Annotated in this window: 12 protein-coding genes and 2 pseudogenes; 8 read left to right on the forward strand and 6 right to left on the reverse strand. The window is 72.5% G+C overall.

Translation table 11 applies throughout. The annotated features are described in order from the left end of the window. Window positions 1-4 precede the first annotated feature (4 nt). A pseudogene (locus tag OHB00_RS45200) lies at window positions 5-412 on the forward strand (hypothetical protein). 3 nt (window positions 413-415) lie between these two features. Here OHB00_RS45200 and OHB00_RS45205 read toward each other — a convergent pair. Both OHB00_RS45205 and OHB00_RS45210 read right to left on the reverse strand, forming a co-directional pair. Then, window positions 416-1,144, reverse strand: a complete 729-nt coding sequence (locus tag OHB00_RS45205; protein ID WP_406443986.1) for a lysophospholipid acyltransferase family protein — start codon at window positions 1,142-1,144, stop codon at window positions 416-418. A 187-nt stretch (window positions 1,145-1,331) separates the two neighbouring features. Then, complete coding sequence (locus OHB00_RS45210; RefSeq protein WP_406443988.1) at window positions 1,332-1,748, reverse strand: DUF4395 domain-containing protein; 417 nt, start codon at window positions 1,746-1,748, stop codon at window positions 1,332-1,334. A 105-nt stretch (window positions 1,749-1,853) separates the two neighbouring features. Here OHB00_RS45210 and OHB00_RS45215 point away from each other — a divergent pair, with 105 nt between their 5' ends. From OHB00_RS45215 to OHB00_RS45230, 4 genes are all read left to right on the forward strand, one after another. Next, entirely contained in the window at window positions 1,854-2,267 is a 414-nt protein-coding gene (locus OHB00_RS45215) for a TlpA family protein disulfide reductase (RefSeq protein ID WP_406446282.1), read from the forward strand. A 208-nt stretch (window positions 2,268-2,475) separates the two neighbouring features. Then, window positions 2,476-2,985: a flavin reductase family protein gene (locus OHB00_RS45220; RefSeq protein ID WP_406443990.1), complete on the forward strand. Its 510-nt coding sequence runs from the start codon at window positions 2,476-2,478 to the stop codon at window positions 2,983-2,985. Between the two features lie 241 nt (window positions 2,986-3,226). Continuing rightward, window positions 3,227-4,015 carry an electron transfer flavoprotein subunit beta/FixA family protein gene (locus tag OHB00_RS45225; protein ID WP_406443992.1) on the forward strand — a complete coding sequence of 263 codons (789 nt, stop codon included), beginning with the start codon at window positions 3,227-3,229 and terminating at the stop codon, window positions 4,013-4,015. Between the two features lie 52 nt (window positions 4,016-4,067). Continuing rightward, window positions 4,068-5,030, forward strand: a complete 963-nt coding sequence (locus OHB00_RS45230) for an electron transfer flavoprotein subunit alpha/FixB family protein (protein WP_406443994.1) — start codon at window positions 4,068-4,070, stop codon at window positions 5,028-5,030. 92 nt (window positions 5,031-5,122) lie between these two features. Here OHB00_RS45230 and OHB00_RS45235 read toward each other — a convergent pair whose 3' ends face one another. After that, window positions 5,123-6,067 (reverse strand): endonuclease/exonuclease/phosphatase family protein, encoded by a 945-nt coding sequence (locus tag OHB00_RS45235; RefSeq protein ID WP_406443996.1) that lies wholly within the window; start codon window positions 6,065-6,067, stop codon window positions 5,123-5,125. A gap of 195 nt (window positions 6,068-6,262) precedes the next feature. Between OHB00_RS45235 and OHB00_RS45240 the strand changes: the two genes are divergently transcribed. After that, window positions 6,263-7,567: a DUF6986 family protein gene (locus OHB00_RS45240; protein WP_406443998.1), complete on the forward strand. Its 1,305-nt coding sequence runs from the start codon at window positions 6,263-6,265 to the stop codon at window positions 7,565-7,567. Between the two features lie 89 nt (window positions 7,568-7,656). Continuing rightward, a complete protein-coding gene (locus tag OHB00_RS45245) occupies window positions 7,657-9,753 on the forward strand; it encodes a protein kinase domain-containing protein (protein WP_406444000.1) in 2,097 nt (698 codons plus the stop codon). Here the strand turns inward: OHB00_RS45245 and OHB00_RS45250 are convergent. Continuing rightward, on the reverse strand, window positions 9,699-10,496 hold the full coding sequence (locus tag OHB00_RS45250; RefSeq protein WP_406444002.1) for a hypothetical protein: 798 nt from the start codon (window positions 10,494-10,496) through the stop codon (window positions 9,699-9,701). The genes OHB00_RS45245 and OHB00_RS45250 overlap by 55 nt on opposite strands. A 258-nt stretch (window positions 10,497-10,754) precedes the next feature. Beyond that, window positions 10,755-11,840, reverse strand: coding sequence for a LacI family DNA-binding transcriptional regulator (locus OHB00_RS45255; RefSeq protein ID WP_406444004.1), 1,086 nt, complete (start codon window positions 11,838-11,840; stop codon window positions 10,755-10,757). Window positions 11,841-12,053: 213 nt separating this feature from the next. On the opposite strand from OHB00_RS45255, the gene OHB00_RS45260 reads away from it, so the two are divergent. Next, complete coding sequence (locus tag OHB00_RS45260; protein ID WP_406444006.1) at window positions 12,054-13,025, forward strand: ROK family protein; 972 nt, start codon at window positions 12,054-12,056, stop codon at window positions 13,023-13,025. A gap of 97 nt (window positions 13,026-13,122) precedes the next feature. Here the strand turns inward: OHB00_RS45260 and OHB00_RS45265 are convergent. Then, window positions 13,123-15,080 (reverse strand): annotated as a pseudogene (locus OHB00_RS45265) (NPCBM/NEW2 domain-containing protein). Window positions 15,081-15,155: the final 75 nt, after the last annotated feature.

Here is a 15,155-nt window from a genome sequence, read left to right on the forward strand (position 1 = left end):
CACCGTGTCCGACGAGGTGCGCACCCTGGCCCCCGGCTTCACGCACGTCGTGATCGAGGCCCACGGCCTGGTCGTCGGGCCCAGTACGGAGGCGGGTCGGCACTCCTCGCCGACGCGGCCCGCCGTCTGGCCGTACGCCTCGACGGGCACGCGCCGCACGAGGACCCGCACATGGCCGCCTGGCGCCCGGCCCACACGACGACGCGGAGTCGCCCGCCGCCGCTGGAACTGGCGCCAGGGCCCCCGCACCCGCCTCACCGAACGGACGACCTCGGCCGCCTTCCTGCCGGAGACCCTCGCCCCGATGCCGGTGGCCGAGGCGGCGTCGGTGGGTGCCGAACTCGCGGAACCGCTGGCGAAGTTCAGCCCGGGCGCCCGTGTCGAGGTGCGCGCGCCCGAGCCGGCGGGCTGAGGCTCAGATCGCCTCGGCGGCCTTCAGCTGGTCCAGCGTGGGGGCCGTGCCGCCCAGGTGCGCCGGGAGCCACCAGGCGTCGGTGGTGTCCTTCGGCCGGGCGGGGTAGGCGCGCTGGGCGGCCTCCAGCAGCTCCTGGACGCGCTCGCGCAGCCGGCGGGTGATGGCGCCCGCGTACTGGTCGCGGGGGGCCTCGACCGGCTCGCCGACCCGGATGGTGATGGGCAGGTGGTTGCGCTTGAAGTTGCGCGGCTGACCCTTGGTCCAGATGCGCTGGGTGCCCCACAGGGCCATCGGGACGAGCGGGACGCCGGCCTCCTGGGCCAGGCGCGCGGCGCCCGACTTGAAGCTCTTCAGGGTGAAGGCCTGGGAGATCGTGGCCTCCGGGAAGACCCCCACGATCTCACCGGACTTCAGCGAGTCCAGCGCGTGCTGGTAGGCGGCCTCGCCCTGCTTGCGGTCGACCGGGATGTGCTTCATGCCGCGCATCAGGGGGCCGGAGATCCGGTGCCGGAACACCGCCTCCTTCGCCATGAACCGCACCAGGCGCTTCTGCGGAAGCGCCGCCAGGCCGTCGAAGACGAAGTCCAGGTAGCTGATGTGATTGCTCACCAGCACGGCGCCGCCCGAGCGCGGGATGTTCTCCGAACCCTGGCAGTCGATCTTGAGGTCCCAGACCTTGAACAGCGTCTTGGCGAAACCGATGACGGGACGGTAGACCAGCTCTGCCATGGGCGGGACGGACCCTTTCTGCTCTGCCTGGGAAGGGGCTCCGGGCGGGAAAGTTACGCAGCCGTAGGTTTACGGTGTCTCGCAGATCGTGCCCGAAGAACGGACAAGGAGCCAGCCCTGGTGCCCGGGAGTGGCGAGATTCTCGTCACGTTGGCCCCTTGATCCACCTCGCGCTTTTAACCCGCCTTTACTCGGGGCGCACCGCCAGCCTCCGCATGAGCAGGAACATCTCGCAGCCCAGGCAGTACCCGAATGCCGCATTGAGGAAGGCCGCGGCGAGCGCGAGCCCGGTCGCCGCAAGGCCCAACCACGCGGGGCCCAGGGCGAATCCGACCAGACCGAGCCCCACGAAGACCAGCCCGACCGCCTGGGCGAACCGCGGCGGCTCCGGCGGCTCGAACTCCGCCGGGGGGCCGAGGCGCGGTCGTACAGCCGTCCGGAACGCCCAGCCGTACGGCGAGCGGGTCACGCCCCCCGCCGCGCCGAGCGCGAACGCCAGCGTCTGCCAGGCGAGGATCCAGGGGCTCCGGGTGATGAGTGCGGCGGCCAGTACGACCGTTGTCACGGTCGCCGCGAACCGCGGCCCACGTGCGTCGATGTCCATGAACCAAGGATTCCGCCCCGCGGGCCGGTAGGGGAGCCGGGAATCTTTGCAGTCTCGTGAACGCTTTTCGCTGAGGTGGGCCGTCTCGTGGATCCTTGTCCCGTGATGACCGGGCTGGTGGTGTGCGTGGCGGTGCTCGCGGCGGCGAGCGTCTACGGAGTGCTGCACAGGCGGCGGAGCGGGAGGGTGCGGGTGCGCGGGCGGGACGACGGCAAGCGGCTCGGGGCGGCCGAACTCGGCGGCGAACTGGGCGAACGGGCCACGCTGGTGCAGTTCTCCAGCGCCTTCTGCGCCCCCTGCCGGGCCACCCGGCGGGTGCTGGGCGAGGTCGCCGGGATGGTCCCCGGCGTCACCCATGTCGAGATCGACGCCGAGGCCCGCCTGGAACTCGTACGCGACCTGGAGATCCTCAAGACGCCCACCGTGCTGGTGCTCGACGCGGACGGCCGGGTGGTGCGCCGGGCCACCGGGCAGCCCCGCAAGGCGGACGTCATCGCGGCGCTGGGAGAGGCGGTCTGACGGACATGCCGATGACGGTGAGGCACCTCCCATATGCCGGACCGTACTTGACTGGGCGCACCACCTATCGTCAGCCTGACCGTATGCCTCAGGAACTCCTTCTCTTCGGGCGGGTCCACGTGGACCTGGCCCGCACCGCGAGCGCGCGCTGTCCGGGTTGTTGAGCAGCTCCGGACCCGAAGACCGCCTCCCGCAGAAGGACAACTCCATGACGGCCACGCCCGATCTCGGCACCCCTCAGCTCGCCTCCCCCGACCTGCTCCGCTCCGCCTTCCGGCGGCACGCGGCCGGTGTGGCGGTGATCACCGCGCGCGGCGCCGACGGCCCGGTCGGTTTCACCGCGACCTCCCTCACCTCCGTCTCCGCCGAGCCGCCGATGCTCTCCTTCGGCGTCGGCACGGGCGCCTCCAGCTGGCCCGCGATATCCACCGCGGAGCACATCGGTGTCCACATCCTCGGCGAGCACCAGGCGGAGCTCGCGGCCACCTTCGCGCGCAGCGGCGCCGACCGGTTCGGGGCGTCCACCGACTGGCGCGACGGCCACGCGGGTGTCCCGGTCCTCGACGACGTACTGGTGTGGCTGGTGTGCCGGGTCGTCGCGCGCGTGCCCGCCGGTGACCACCGCATCGTGCTGGCCGAGGTGATCGTCGGTGACCCCTCCGGCGCCGGCCGGCCGCTCCTGTACCACCAGGGCGGCTTCAACGGCCTGCGGGACTGATCACACGCCCTTCGTTCCACGGATCACACGTTCCTCGTTCTGCGAACGCGTCGAGTTCCGGTTACGCTGCGTTGCGAAGGTCACAGTTCAAAGCGCTTGCTTAGCGGGCATGAAGTGGATGTACTGGTGAGTAATATTTCGTTCGGAGCGCGTGGCCGCCCCGGCCGGGATGAGCCGCTTGAGGCGCCTATGCTGCCTTCAAGAGGCAGCCAAGAAGAGACGATGCAGTAGGAGAGCCGGCGTGAGCCTGAGGATCGTTGTCACTGTGAAGTACGTGCCCGACGCCACTGGCGACCGGCACTTCGCCGATGACCTGACCGTCGACCGTGACGACGTGGACGGTCTGCTCTCCGAGCTGGACGAGTACGCGGTCGAGCAGGCGCTGCAGATCGCGGAGAACTCCGACGACGACGTCGAGGTCACCGTTCTGACGGTGGGTCCGGAGGACGCCAAGGACGCGCTGCGCAAGGCGCTGTCGATGGGCGCGGACAAGGCGATCCACGTCGAGGACGACGACCTGCACGGCACCGACGTCATCGGCACCTCGCTGGTGCTGGCCAAGGCGATCGAGAAGGCCGGCTTCGACCTGGTCGTCTCCGGCATGGCCTCCACCGACGGCACCGCCGGTGTGGTCCCGGCCCTGCTGGCCGAGCGCCTGGGCGTCCCGCAGGTCACCCTGCTCTCCGAGGTCTCGGTCGAGGACGGCACCGTCAAGGGCCGGCGCGACGGCGACGCCGCCAGCGAGCAGCTGGAGGCCTCCCTGCCGGCGGTGGTCTCCGTGACCGACCAGTCGGGCGAGGCGCGTTACCCGTCCTTCAAGGGCATCATGGCCGCCAAGAAGAAGCCGGTTCAGTCCTGGGACCTGTCCGACCTCGACATCGAGGCGGAGGAGGTCGGCCTGGAGGGTTCCTGGACCGCGGTCCAGGACGCCGCAGCGCGCCCCGCGCGCACGGCAGGCACGATCGTCAAGGACGAGGGCGAGGGCGGCAAGCAGCTCGCCGAGTTCCTCGCGGGCCAGAAGTTCATCTGAGCCCAGCACTCGCTGACCGCCCCTCAACTGATCCAAGCAGGAGAGCATTCCCATGGCTGAAGTCCTCGTCTACGTCGACCACGTGGACGGTGCCGTCCGCAAGCCCACCCTTGAGCTGCTGACCCTGGCCCGCCGCATCGGCGAGCCCGTCGCCGTGGCGCTGGGCGGCGGCGCCGCGGACACCGCCGCCGCGCTGGCCGAGCACGGTGCGGTGAAGGTCCTCACCCACGACGCGTCCGAGTACGCCGACTACCTGGTCGTCCCGAAGGTGGACGCTCTGCAGGCGGCCGTCGAGGCCGTCTCCCCGGCCGCCGTCCTGGTCCCCTCCTCCGCGGAGGGCAAGGAGATCGCCGCCCGCCTCGCGCTGCGCATCGGTTCCGGCATCATCACCGACGCCGTCGACCTGGAGGCCGGTGACGAGGGCCCGGTGGCCACCCAGTCGGTGTTCGCCGCGTCCTTCACCACCAAGTCCCGTGTCTCCAAGGGCACCCCGGTCATCACGGTCAAGCCCAACAGCGCCGCCGTCGAGGCCGCCCCGGCCGCCGGTGCCGTCGAGGCCCTCTCCGTGACCTTCTCCGACAAGGCGACGGGCACCAAGGTGACCGGCCGCACCCCGCGTGAGTCGACCGGGCGTCCGGAGCTGACCGAGGCCGCGATCGTGGTCTCCGGCGGCCGTGGCGTCAACGGCGCCGAGAACTTCGCGATCATCGAGGCCCTCGCCGACTCGCTCGGCGCGGCCGTCGGCGCCTCGCGTGCCGCCGTCGACGCCGGCTGGTACCCGCACACCAACCAGGTCGGCCAGACCGGCAAGTCGGTCTCCCCGCAGCTGTACATCGCCAACGGCATCTCCGGCGCCATCCAGCACCGCGCGGGCATGCAGACCTCCAAGACCATCGTGGCCGTCAACAAGGACGCCGAGGCCCCGATCTTCGAGCTGGTCGACTTCGGTGTGGTCGGCGACCTCTTCGACGTCGTCCCGCAGCTGACCGACGAGGTCAACGCCCGCAAGGGCTGACCTCCGCCGCCAGGCTGTCCGAGGCCCCGTGACCGGTACCGGTCACGGGGCCTCGGCGTGTGGCCGCAGGCCCGGTGGCCCGCGGGTTCAGCTCATCGCAGGCTGAGGGAGACCTGCACGGGCAGGTGGTCGCTCGGGAACTGGCCGTGCATCGAGAAGGTGTCCATCGTCGCCTGGTGCGTGGTCACCCCCGGCGAGGTCAGGATCCAGTCGATACGGTCGCCGTCCGGCTTGAGCCGGTGATAGCCGTGGAAGGTCGCGTACTGGGGGCCGCGCTGCTCCGCCGCGTCCCAGGTGTCGACGAGCCCCGAGGCCACCAGGGTGTCGTAGGCCGGGTTCTTGTGGGCGTAGGCGTTGAAGTCACCGGTCACCACGACGGGCAGCGACGGGTCGAACTCCGCGATCCGCTTCACGAGGAGCGTGGCGCTGCGCTCGCGGGCGTACTGGCTCTTCTGGTCGAAGTGGGTGTTGGCGACATAGAACTCCCGTCCGTCGTCGGCGAGATCGCGGAAGCGGACCCAGGTGACGATGCGGGGAAAGGCGGCGCCCCAGGTGTTGGAGCGGATGACCTCAGGGGTGTCGGAGAGCCAGAAGGTGTAGTGCTCCACGGGGGCCAGGCGCCGGGTGTCGTAGTAGACGGCCGTCGACTCGTCCCGGCTGCCGCCCTCGCGGCCGGTGCCGACCCAGTCGTAGTGCGGTCCGAGGCCGGTTTCGATGTCGAGCAGTTGCTGGTACAGGCCCTCCTGGGTGCCGATGACGTGCGGGTGCGCGCGGCGCAGCAGTTCGCGCATCACCGGCCGGCGGTCGGCCCAGCTGTTGGGCTCGGCGGTGCCGGCGTACCGCAGGTTGAAGGTCATGACGTCGAGGCGGGGCGCCGGCCGTGACGGCGCCGCGAGGGTGCTCAGCCGGCGGGTCCGCGGTGTTGCGGAGGAGGCGGAGGAGGTGGAGATCGCGGCGCTGGACAGAGGCACGGTGACCGCTGCGGCCAGCAGGACCTGCAGTCCCAGCCGGCGGGTGACTCGGCGCTGGTTCGGCACGGCGGCTCCTTCAGGGGGCACAAGCCGGACGGGAGGGCGTTGAGCAGTGTGATACCCAGGTGTGTGATGGGCGTGAACATGCCCAGATGGGGGCGTGTCGCCTCGTGGACACGGTGTTGACCGCCCCGACGGCGCCCGGATACCTTCATTCAACGGATTGTTGATTCCGTACAGTGGAAAACAGGAGGGTCTGGGATGGGTCAGGGCCGGCAGGAGAAGGTGGCGACGAGCCTCGCGGGCGCCGTCAGCGAGGAGATCAGCGCCTCCCTCGCACCCGTCGACGCCGAACTTGAGCGCCGCTATCCGGGTGACCCGGGGACCCGTCAGCCCGTCCACACCGTGTACGTCCCCGGCGACGCCTTCACGGCCGGCACGCTGCGCTCCTGGGGCGACCAGGCCCTCGCCGCCCTCGACGAACACGCCCCCGACGCCGCTGCCTTCGCCGCCGTCCTCGGCCTGCCGGACGACCTCGCGGAGCCCGTCCACTCCCGGGTCCGCGCCAAACTGGAGCGGGAACCGGTGGAAGACCTGCGCGTGGACTTCGAGGACGGCTACGGCCCCCGCCCCGACACCGAGGAGGACGAGACGGCCGCCCGCGCCGCCCGGCTGATCGCCGAGGCGTACGCCGAGGGCACGGCGGCGCCGTACATGGGCATCCGCATGAAGTGCATGGAGGCCGCGGTGCGCGACCGGGGCATCCGCACCCTCGACATCTTCCTCACCGGGCTGATGGCACACGGGGGACTGCCCGACGGGCTCACGCTGACCCTGCCCAAGGTCACCTACCCCGAACAGGTCACCGCGATGGTCCGGCTCCTGGAGGCCTTCGAGAAGACCCACGGACTTCAGCCCGGCCGGATCGGGTTCGAGATCCAGATCGAGACCAGCCAGTCCGTCCTCGCCACCGACGGCACCGCCACCGTCGCCCGGATGATCCAGGCCGCCGAGAGCCGCGCCACCGGACTGCACTACGGCACCTTCGACTACAGCGCCTGCCTAGGAGTCTCCGCCGCCTACCAGGCCAGCGACCACCCGGCCGCCGACCACGCCAAGGCGATCATGCAGGTCGCCGCCGCCGGTACGGGCGTACGGGTCTCGGACGGCTCCACCAACGTCCTGCCGGTCGGCCCGACGGCCAAGGTGCACGACGCCTGGCGGCTGCACTACGGTCTCACCCGGCGCGCCCTGGCCCGGGCCTACTACCAGGGCTGGGACATGCACCCCGGCCACCTCCCGACCCGGTACGCGGCCGTGTTCGCCTTCTACCGCGAGGGTCTGGAGCAGGCGGCCGCCCGGCTCGCCCGGTACGCCGACCGCGCCGGCGGTGACATCATGGACGAACCCGCCACCGCCAAGGCCCTCGGCGGCTACCTGCTGCGCGGCCTGGACTGCGGGGCTCTCGACACCGCCGAGGTGGCCCGGCTGACCGGCCTGACCCGGGCCGATCTGGAGGGCTTCGCGATGCCCCGGCGCGGCGATCTGACGGCCTCCGGGAAGTAGCGCGTACCGGTCAAGTCACAGCTTTTTCCGCCGACTTGAACCGACCCTGTCATCGCCCCGTACTCTGGTGCGCCATTCACGGGCGTGTCATGAGGAACGGGGCTGTGGTGTCGGGTTCGTACGGACAGGCTGACGGGACCGGTCGCCTGCTGGCAGGGCGGTATCGGGTCGTGGCCCGGCTCGGGCGCGGTGGTATGGGTGTGGTGTGGCGCGCCGTCGACGAGGTCCTCGGCCGCGAGGTCGCCGTCAAGGAACTGCGTGCCTACACCGACAGCGCCGGGCCCGAACTGGCCGGTCTGCGGCTGCGGATGCAGCGCGAGGCGCGGGCCGCCGCCCGGGTGCGCCACCGCGGCGTGGTCGTCGTCCACGACATCGCCGAGGTCGACGGCCGGCCGCTGATCGTCATGGAGCTGGTCGACGGCCCCTCCCTGGACGACCTGCTGCGCGAGCGCGGCACGATCCCGGCGCACGAGGCCGCCCGCGTCGGCGCCGAGGTCATGGACGCCCTGGCCGCGGCCCACCGGGTCGGCGTCCTGCACCGCGACGTCAAACCCGGCAACATCCTCCTCGACCGCTCGGGCCGGGTCGTCCTCACCGACTTCGGCATCGCCACCATGGCCGATCCCGGCGACGGCTCCGCCACCCACCTGACCGGCAGTGGCGAACTCGTGGGCTCCCTCGACTACTTGGCGCCCGAGCGGGCCAAGGGCGCGGACCCCGGTCCGGCCTCCGACATCTGGGCCCTCGGTGCCGCTCTCTACGCGGCCGTGGAGGGCGCCTCGCCCTTCCTCCGTACGTCCACCTTCTCGACGCTCACCGCGATCGTCGACGAGCCTCTCCCGGAGCCCCGCAGGGCGGGCCCGCTCGCCCCCGTCCTGCGCCGCCTGATGGACAAGCGGCCCGACGCCCGCCCGGGCGCCGAGGAGGCGTACGGGCTCCTGCGGGCCGTGGCGCGCGAACCGGTCGCGGGCACTCCGACGACAGCCCTGCGGAAACCGGCGCGACCGGAGGCCGGAGCCGGCGTGCCGACACTGCCGCCGGGACGCGGACCGGCCCCAGGGGCCGACGAGGGGGCCGACGAGGGGGCCGACGACGGGTTGGCCCCAGTGGCAGGCCAGGAGGCCGACGGCGGGCGCGTGCGGGGCTCTGCGGCGGGCCCTGGCCAGGGCCCCGGGGAGGCCCCCGAGCAAGGGGCTGTGGAGGGACCTGTTCACGGGTCCGCTGACGGGTCTGCCCAAGGGCCCGCGCACAGACCTGCCCAAGGGGTCGCTCCAGGGGCCGTCGAAGGGGCTGCCGAAGGGGCCGCTCCAGGGGGCGTCGAAGGGGCTGCCGAAGGGGCTGTCGAGGGATACGCTCCGCAGCCCTTCGGCCGGCTCGCCCCGGTGCCCGCCGCCGGACTCGTCGACGCAGCGGGAACGCCGGGGCCCGCTCTCGTACCCGCCCGAAGATTAGACCCCGTGCACCCGCCCGGCGTCCCGGACGGCCCGCTGAGCCCCGCCCGACCGAGCCGCTGGAACCGTCGCCGGGTCCGGCTGCTCGTCGTGGTGGCCGTCGCCGTCGTCCTCACGGCGACCGGGCTGACCGTCGCGTCACTGCACGACGGCGGGCAGACGGCGCGGACGGACGCGGGGCCGCCCGCCCCGACCGCGACCGGTGCGTCGGAGAGCGTCCGCGGCACCGGCGTCGGCCAGCCGGCGGGCGCCGATCCGGTGGGGCAGGGCGAGGAGACGGGTGCCGTGCCGGTCACCGGCGCCACGCACGCCGCCGGGGGCGAGCCGGCGGACCGCGCCTCCGCCATGCCGTCCTCGGCACAGACCTCCGGCCCGGCCCCCTCCAGCGGTTCCGGCACCGCCGGTGCCACCGCTCCCGCCACCGCGACGGCCACCGACCCCGCGACCCCCGCCCCGGTCTGCCAGGCCACGGGCGACGGCACGTACACCTGCGTGGTGCGGAGCGCCGCCAAGTCCTACACCGCCGACGGTGCGAAGGCCGGCAAAGTCCTCCCGGGCGCCCACGACTTCTACTGCCAGGCCGACCTGGGCCGCCGGGCGACCCACGGCGGGTCGACCAACGTGTGGTGGGCCAGGACCGACGACGACAACGGCAACACCGGTGTGTACATCAGCGACGTCTACATCGAGGGCGGCGCCGACGACGAGCCGGTTCCCGGGCTCCCCGTCTGCTGACCACCGGCGTACCGCTCCAGACCCGACGCGACCGCCCACCTCCACTCCGCGAACAGCCGGGTGCCCCGTCGGCACAGCGCGGAGTCGGCCCGCGCCCGCGCGCAGAACTGCTCGGGCGTGCCACCGAAGAGCTCTCTCAACTCGGCGGACTTCGCGAGGAGTTCGCTGAGGAGGGCGCGCTGGCCCGGATGGCGGCGGGGGGTGCCGGTACCGTCGTGCAGCACGCCGTGCCGGTTGACGTACGCGTGGACACCGGGAAGCGTCGTGCCGTCAGCGAGCGTGGCGCGTACGGCCGGGGCGGGCAGCCAGGCCCGCTCGAAGTTGCCGTTCGGCAGCGGTACGCCCTCGCTCGCGTCGATCACCTGCAGCTGCCGTCCGTCCAGCCACAGGACGAACAACTCCCGGACCACCGAAGGGGATGCGACCGGCGAAGCCGAGACATAGCCGAGGCGGCTGACATGCGCGGAGACACCCACGTCGAGGCCCGCCACCCGGGCGCGCACCATGGGGATCGGCGCGCTGACGCCGGACTCGGCCATCTTGTGCTGGAGTTGGGCGGGGGAGGCGTTGGATCCGACCGCGAGCACCGGTACCCGGCCGTCGCCGTGGACCAGACGGTCGAGCGGCAGCAGCCGGTCGCCGTCGAGGAGGGCCGAGTCGGGTGGCCAGCCACCGGGGTAGGTCAGCGGATGGTCGCGCGGCGCCCTGTCGAGCCCCAACTCGGCGAGCGTGGGTCCGGTCACGGGCGCCTCGACTCGGTGGCCGCGGGGCAGGCCGTCGTGGGGGCCGGTTTTCCGGGTCCGTGGAGGGGCGTCGTGGGGGTCGGTTCCCCGAGCAGGTGGGCAGTCGTGGTGCGGCTTGGTTCCCCGGGCCCGTGGACGGTGGTCTTGCGGGTCGGATTCCCGGGCCCCTGGCCGGTGGTCGTGCGGGTCGGCTGCGTGAGCATGTGCACCGTCGCCGTGCGGGTCGGCTGCGTGAGTGTCCGGTCCGTCATGTGTTGCTCAGTCCGCCGGAGGCAGCTCGCCCGAGCCGCGGGTGATCAGCCTGGTCGGCAACTCGATCCGCTCCGGCGCCAGGAGGGTGCCATCCAGCTGGCGGAAGAGCCGTTCGGCGGCCGTGCGGCCGAGCAGGGCCGCGTCCTGGGCGACGACCGTGATGCCGGGGTCCAGCAGATCGGCGAGCTCGATGTCGTCGAAGCCGACGAGCGCGACCGGACGGGTCTGCTCGGCGAGGACGCGGATCACGGTGACGGTGACACGGTTGTTGCCCGCGAAGATCGCGGTGACCGGGTCCGCCCCGGTCAGCATCTCCTCGGCGGCCCGGCGCACCCGCTCCGGGCCCGTCACCCCGAGCGAGGTCCACGCGTCCTCGACGGCTATCCCGGCGTCCTCCATCGCCGCCCGGTAGCCGCGCAACCGCTCGGCCGCCGTGTGGATGCGGGGCATGTCGCCGATGAACCCGATCCGGCGGTGGCCGTGCGCGATCAGGTGGGTGACCCCGTCCCGGGCACCGCCGTAGCTGTCGGACAGCACGACGTCGGCGTCGATCCTCCCGGCCGGGCGGTCCACGAACACCGTGGCCACACCGGCTCTCATCTCCGGCTCCAGATACCGGTGGTCGTCCCCGGCGGGGATCACCACCAGGCCGTCCACCCGCCGCGCGCACAGCGCCAGCGCCAGCTCCTGCTCCCGGTCCGGGTCCTCGGCGCTGGAGCCGTTGATGAGCAACGCCCCGTGCGCCCGCGCCACTTCCTCCACCGCCCGGCTCAGCGGACCGTAGAACGGGTCGGCGAGGTCCTCAAGGACGAGGCCGATGCTCGCCGTTCGGCCCTTGCGCAGCACCCGCGCGCTGTCGTTGCGGCGGAAGCCGAGCGCGTCGATCGCCTCCTGGACCCGCCGCTCGGTGTCGGGGGTCACCCCGGGCTCGCCGTTGACCACCCGGGAGACCGTCTTGAGGCCCACACCGGCCCTTGCCGCCACGTCCTTCATCGTCGGCCGGGTCCCGTAACGGGAGCCGGGAAGACGGTCTGCGCGGCGGGAGGTATCGGGCACGATGCGGCGTCCTGTCCTGTCGTCCACGGGGTGCATGGGCTCATGGATTGTGTCTGGGCTCATGGGTTTGTATCAGGGATACACAGGCTCGTGGGTTTGTATGAGGATGTGGCGTCGAGCATAGAGCCTGGACAACGTTGTCAGATGCGAGGGAGACTGTCCACCGCAATCTCCGGCCTGCGCCCCCACCGCTTGACCGGCCTGTTGTGTCACTCGGGTACTCATGGTTGACGGGGAGAACTGACTCTGATGCACACCGACCTCGTGGCGGCCCTCGACATCGGCGGCACCAAGATCGCCGGCGCGCTGGTGGACGGTCACGGACGGATCCAGGCGCGCGCCCAGCGCGCGACGCCCGCCCAGCAGGACGGCGAAACGGTCATGGGGGCCGTCGAGGAGGTGGTCGGCGAGCTCGCCGGTTCACCTCTGTGGGGGAGCGCCCGCTCGCTCGGGATCGGCAGCGCGGGCCCGGTGGACGCCTCCGCCGGCACCGTGAGCCCGGTCAACGTGCCCGGCTGGCGGGACTATCCGCTCGTCGAGCGGGTGCGGGCGGCCGCCGGCGGGCTGCCGGTCGAGCTGATCGGTGACGGCGTCGCCATCACGGCCGCCGAACACTGGCAGGGCGCGGCCCGCGGCCACGACAACGCGTTGTGCATGGTGGTGTCGACGGGTGTCGGCGGCGGCCTGGTGCTCGGCGGCAGGCTGCACCCCGGCCCGACCGGAAACGCGGGCCACATCGGCCACATCAGCGTCGACCTCGACGGGGACCCCTGCCCCTGCGGGTCGCGCGGCTGCGTCGAGCGCATCGCGAGCGGCCCGAACATCGCGCGGCGCGCGCTGGAGGGCGGCTGGCGGCCGGGGCCCGACGGGGACAGCTCGGCGGCCGCGGTGGCGGCCGCGGCCCGGGCCGGCGACCCGGTAGCGGTGGCCTCCTTCGAGCGGGCCGCGCAGGCGCTCGCGGCCGGGATCGCGGCCACGGCGACCCTGGTCGAGATCGACATCGCGGTGATCGGCGGGGGCGTCGGCAAGGCGGGGGACATCCTCTTCACGCCCCTGCGCAAGGCCCTCACCGGCTACGCCACGCTCTCCTTCGTCCAGCGCCTGACGGTGGTGCCGGCCCAGATGGGCACGGACGCGGGCCTGGTGGGCGCCGCGGCGGCCGCGCTGGCCGCCCGGCCGGACGCGGAGACGGCGGAGGTCTCGGGGGTCTCGGGGGTCTAGGGGCCGACGGCGGACGCGGGGACCGCGCAGGAACGTTCAGGCCCGGTCGGCCGGGGTTCAGGACCGGCCGACCGGGCTCGGGACGAACGCGCGGGACTCAGCAGGTGATCCGCGCGTCCGCCCAGTCTCCTTGCCCGGATGTGATGCCGTCGGTGACGACGAGACGGATCACCTCGGCGCCGGTCACGTCGGCGGTGAGTGGCTGGGCAGGCACGCCGGTGGTCAGCACGCCGGTCGAGGCGACCTTCGTGCCGTCCCCCCAGACCTCGAACGAGACCGAGCCGTTGGCGGCTTCCTCGTCGTCCACCCCGGCGTCCGCGGTGACCTTCGCGCACGCCTTCCCGGTGTAGTAGGCGACCTCGCTCTGCGCGTGGGTGCCGAGTCCCTTGGCGTACCCCACCCCGCCGATGGTGATCGGGTGTCCGTCGCCCGCGGCGGTCTCCCCGTTGCTCAGTCGCGCTCCACCGGTCCCCAGCCGTTGCCGGCCGACAGCCGGAGCAGGTCGCTGAGGTAGGAACTCCCGGCGGGGGGTGGGTCCGCGACGGTCATCGTGACCGTCGCCGCGCTCTCGGCACGCACCCCCGTCGGCGACCGGTAACCCGCCCTGAGCCTCAGGTCGTAGGCCCCCTTCGGCGTCCCCTGGGGAGCGGTCAGCCTCCAACCGGTGTGCAGGGTGCGGTCGGTCGGCAGTGCCGGGGTCCGCGCCGGCGAGGTCGCCCGGACGGTCCAGCCCGCGGGGCCGGTGAGCGACACCGAGACCTTCTCGGCCGTGGTGCGGCCGAGGTCGGCAACCGACGTCGTCAGTGCCGACGTCCTGCCCGGCTCGCTGAACGGGCTGCCGTCCAGGGCGAGTTCGACGGCCGGTGGGCTGGCCGTCCAGCGCCGGTCGGCGGCGACCCGCACCAGGACCGTGCCGTGCGCCGGGACGATCGCGGAGACGGTGCCCGCGGTGTTGTAGCCGCGGTGCCGCCACAGGTCGCGCAGGGTGTAGGCAGGGGCCTTCGGGAGGCCGACCGCCGCCGCCGAGGTCGCGATGCGCTGCGCGGAGCCGGACTCGTTGAACAGCGCGACCGCGCGGCTGCCGTCCACCATCTCCTTGGCGACGACCCACCGCCCGCTCTCCGAGGAGATCACCGTGCCCTGCCTGCCCAGCGGGTCCTGGTCGACGGCGATGACCTCCTTGTTGTCCAGGATGTCGAAGGTCGCCGCGGAGGCCTTGCGCAGGTCGGTCCCGACGAGCAGCGGAGCGGCCATGACCGACCACATCGAGAAGTGCGAGCGGTACTCGGTGTCGGTCATGCCGCCGTTGCCGACCTCCAGCATGTCCGGATCGTTCCAGTGGCCGGGGCCCGCGTACGGCGCGAGCGGCAGGTTCTGCTTCAGGATCGACACCATCGAGCCCCAGCTGTCGCTGATGTCCCCGGTGGTGCGCCACAGATGGCCGACGTCGCCGGCCCACTCCCAGGGCTTGTTCTCGCCCCATTCGCAGATGCTGAAGACGATGGGCCGCCCGGTCGCCTGCAGCGCGTCGCGCATGGTGGTGTACCGCTGCCGGGCGTCCACGCCCTGGTTGTTGCAGTTGTCGTACTTGAGGTAGTCGACGCCCCAGCCGGCGAACTGCCGGGCGTCGCTGTACTCGTGGCCGAGCGCGCCCGGGAAGCCGGCCTGGCTGCAGGTCCTGGTGCCGGCGCTGGTGTAGATGCCGAGCTTGAGGCCCTTGGCGTGCACGTAGTCGGCGACGGCCTTGATGCCGTCCGGGAACCGGGCCGGGTCCGGGACCAGCTTGCCGTCCGCGTCCCGTCGGGGCAGGGCCCAGCAGTCGTCGAGATTGACGTACTGGTAGCCGGCGTCCTTGAGGCCCTTCGCCACGAACAGGTCGGCGATGTCCTTGACCATGGCCTCGTTGAAGTCCGCGCCGCAGTGCGTGGAGTTCCAGTTGCTGAAGCCCATCGGCGGGGTCTGTGCTAGCCCGTCGGCGAGGGTGGGGTAGGCGGTCCGCACATCGGCGACGGCGGGAGCGACGAGGCCCGCCGCACCCAGCAGGGCCACGGCCATTGCTCCGGCCGCTCTTCGGCGGGCCGTGCGGGTGTGAGGGTGACGCGTCAATGACGTTTCCTCCGCCTCGCGAAG

The sequence above is a fragment of the Streptomyces sp. NBC_00631 genome (assembly GCF_045206895.1).
Classification (GTDB): domain Bacteria; phylum Actinomycetota; class Actinomycetes; order Streptomycetales; family Streptomycetaceae; genus Streptomyces.

Bases quoted from the DNA above. Each gene is read 5' to 3' on its own strand.
- OHB00_RS45230 (WP_406443994.1), top strand. From the start codon at position 4,068: ATGGCTGAAGTCCTCGTCTACGTCGACCACGTGGACGGTGCCGTCCGC.
- OHB00_RS45205 (WP_406443986.1), bottom strand. From the start codon at position 1,144: ATGGCAGAGCTGGTCTACCGTCCCGTCATCGGTTTCGCCAAGACGCTG.
- OHB00_RS45245 (WP_406444000.1), top strand. From the start codon at position 7,657: ATGAGGAACGGGGCTGTGGTGTCGGGTTCGTACGGACAGGCTGACGGG.
- OHB00_RS45220 (WP_406443990.1), top strand. From the start codon at position 2,476: ATGACGGCCACGCCCGATCTCGGCACCCCTCAGCTCGCCTCCCCCGAC.
- OHB00_RS45255 (WP_406444004.1), bottom strand. From the start codon at position 11,840: ATGCACCCCGTGGACGACAGGACAGGACGCCGCATCGTGCCCGATACC.
- OHB00_RS45215 (WP_406446282.1), top strand. From the start codon at position 1,854: ATGACCGGGCTGGTGGTGTGCGTGGCGGTGCTCGCGGCGGCGAGCGTC.
- OHB00_RS45240 (WP_406443998.1), top strand. From the start codon at position 6,263: ATGGGTCAGGGCCGGCAGGAGAAGGTGGCGACGAGCCTCGCGGGCGCC.
- OHB00_RS45210 (WP_406443988.1), bottom strand. From the start codon at position 1,748: ATGGACATCGACGCACGTGGGCCGCGGTTCGCGGCGACCGTGACAACG.
- OHB00_RS45260 (WP_406444006.1), top strand. From the start codon at position 12,054: ATGCACACCGACCTCGTGGCGGCCCTCGACATCGGCGGCACCAAGATC.